Origin of the sequence: Streptomyces sp. NPDC051907 (genome assembly GCF_040681075.1) — a bacterium.
Lineage (GTDB): Bacteria > Actinomycetota > Actinomycetes > Streptomycetales > Streptomycetaceae > Streptomyces.
The window spans coordinates 1-1817 of record NZ_JBFAYB010000232.1; the positions used below are offsets into that span (position 1 = coordinate 1).

The window sequence follows — 1817 nt, forward strand, 5'->3', positions numbered from 1 at the left end:
GCCCGATCCTGGCCCGCCATGGGCGCCACTCGCAAAAGCTCCAGAACTCGTCCCGACCAGGGCCAGCCGACCATCGAGGCGCCGCCGCCGGGGCTGGGGCGAGGCCCTGTGGGAGGGCTTCGGCCTGGCCCTGGACGTACTGCTGAGGAGGGGGAGGCAATGGCTGGACTAGAGCAGCCGAGCAAGCTGGTGGTCCGCGCGTACTACCAGAACGAGGGCGCGACGCAGTTGAGCGACGAGGAGTGGCGGCCGGACGACTGGCGCAGGCCGGAGTTCAACGAGGCCGACCGACCGGCTCAGGCCCGCGAGGTCCTGACGCAGTGGCTGATCAACACCCCCGCCCTGATCCGCGCAGTCCGCGGGCTGTGGAACGGGGGCGACCGGCACCACGGCGGCGAGGCGGTGGCCGCGTTCCTGGACGACCTGCTCTACGGGGGCGGCAAGGCGCGGCTCCGCTCGCTGGACGACCGCATCTCGGTGCAGCTCGTCGCCGACCAGATGGCGCGCCGCGACTTCTGCCGGATGGACTTCGGCGCGCTGACGGACGACGTGGCCGGAGTGGACCTGTAGAGCCCCGCCTTCGTGGCATGATGCATCCGACGGCCCGTCACCCCTTCAGACACGGTGGGTGGCGGGCCTCTCTCCTGCCCTGTAATGAGACACAGGGTTTACATGGGTCGATACTTGATGCTAATCTCGTGTCACACGGCAAGCAGCACACCGAGGAGACCGAGCCCATGTACCAGCCCCGCACCCGCCGCCACCACCGCGCCGCCGTCCTGTTCGCCCGCCGCAACCCCGACCTGGTCACGGCCCGCGCGTTCCTGGACCGGCTCGGCTTCGGCGACGACTTCGCGGAGCGGTACGCGGCGCAGATCACCCGGACCGCGAAGCGCATCGGACTCTGCCCGGCGCACCGCACCTGGACCACCCGCAACGGCAAGGCGCGCTCCGCCGCCGCCTACGACCTGCGCACCCAGGCGTTCGACCTCGTCGTCGCCGCCCTCACCTACAAGCGCACGGCGCTGGCCTTCGGCCTCGCCGCCTGATCCCCGCAGATTGGAACCCGCCATGTTCACCGGCCGCCTCCGCCCCGCCCTCGTCCGGCTCCTCCCGAGCCGCGCCCGGCCCGAGGTCAGGATCCACAAGAGCACCGCACTGGTCCCCGAGGGCTTCATCCGCCAGGTCGGCCTCACGTTCCTCATGCCCGACCCGAACAAGGGCGGACAGAACCCGCCGCTGCGCACGGTGACCGTCCTCATGAACCCGCACGACGCCCGCATCATCGCCGCCCAGATGCTGGCCGACGCCGGAGAGGCCGACCACCAGAACGAGCAGGACGGCGAGGGCGGCCGGTACACCGGCGAGTACGCCGACGTGATGCCCGACCCGGACGGCCTGCGCTGGACCAACCGCGTCCCCAAGGTCGGCGCCTGGGGCCGCCTCTACGCCTCCGTCGACTCCGGCCCCGACGACTTCACCGAGGGCCTGGTCATGGAGGTCACCGACACCGAGGTCCGGATCAGCGAGGGCCACACCCCGCCCGGCGAGCACGCCGCCGTTCCCCGGACCGACGCCGACCTGGCCCGGTTCGTCACCGACGACGACAACTGGGAGACCCTGTGACCCGCCGCCCGCGCACCCCGCGCCACCGGCCGCTGCTGACCGTGCCCCTCCGCGGATTCGGCGTCCACGTCTACGTCCGCACCGGCCCCCTGTCCGGCCAGTACGAGGTGGACCCCGGCTTCGAGCCGACTCGCGACGGCGGCCTGCACCGCGCCGGGGACAGCGCCCGCGCCGTCGGCCGCCGCGCCGCC

At 72.4% G+C, this 1817-nt stretch carries 4 protein-coding genes; all 4 read left to right on the plus strand.

Features of this window, described 5'->3' with window-relative positions; genetic code table 11:
• Positions 1-159: 159 nt before the first annotated feature.
• Positions 160-570, plus strand: a complete 411-nt coding sequence (locus AB0M39_RS41970) for a hypothetical protein (protein ID WP_365374454.1) — start codon at positions 160-162, stop codon at positions 568-570.
• A 128-nt stretch (positions 571-698) separates the two neighbouring features.
• Positions 699-1049, plus strand: a complete 351-nt coding sequence (locus AB0M39_RS41975; protein ID WP_365374457.1) for a hypothetical protein — start codon at positions 699-701, stop codon at positions 1047-1049.
• Positions 1050-1071: 22 nt separating this feature from the next.
• Positions 1072-1626, plus strand: a complete 555-nt coding sequence (locus AB0M39_RS41980; protein ID WP_365374460.1) for a hypothetical protein — start codon at positions 1072-1074, stop codon at positions 1624-1626.
• A partial coding sequence (locus tag AB0M39_RS41985; RefSeq protein WP_365374462.1) for a hypothetical protein occupies positions 1623-1817 on the plus strand: 195 nt, incomplete at its 3' end. The genes AB0M39_RS41980 and AB0M39_RS41985, both read left to right, overlap by 4 nt.

Coding starts and splice junctions, on each gene's coding strand:
- AB0M39_RS41970 (WP_365374454.1), top strand. CDS start 160: ATGGCTGGACTAGAGCAGCCGAGCAAGCTGGTGGTCCGCGCGTACTAC.
- AB0M39_RS41980 (WP_365374460.1), top strand. CDS start 1,072: ATGTTCACCGGCCGCCTCCGCCCCGCCCTCGTCCGGCTCCTCCCGAGC.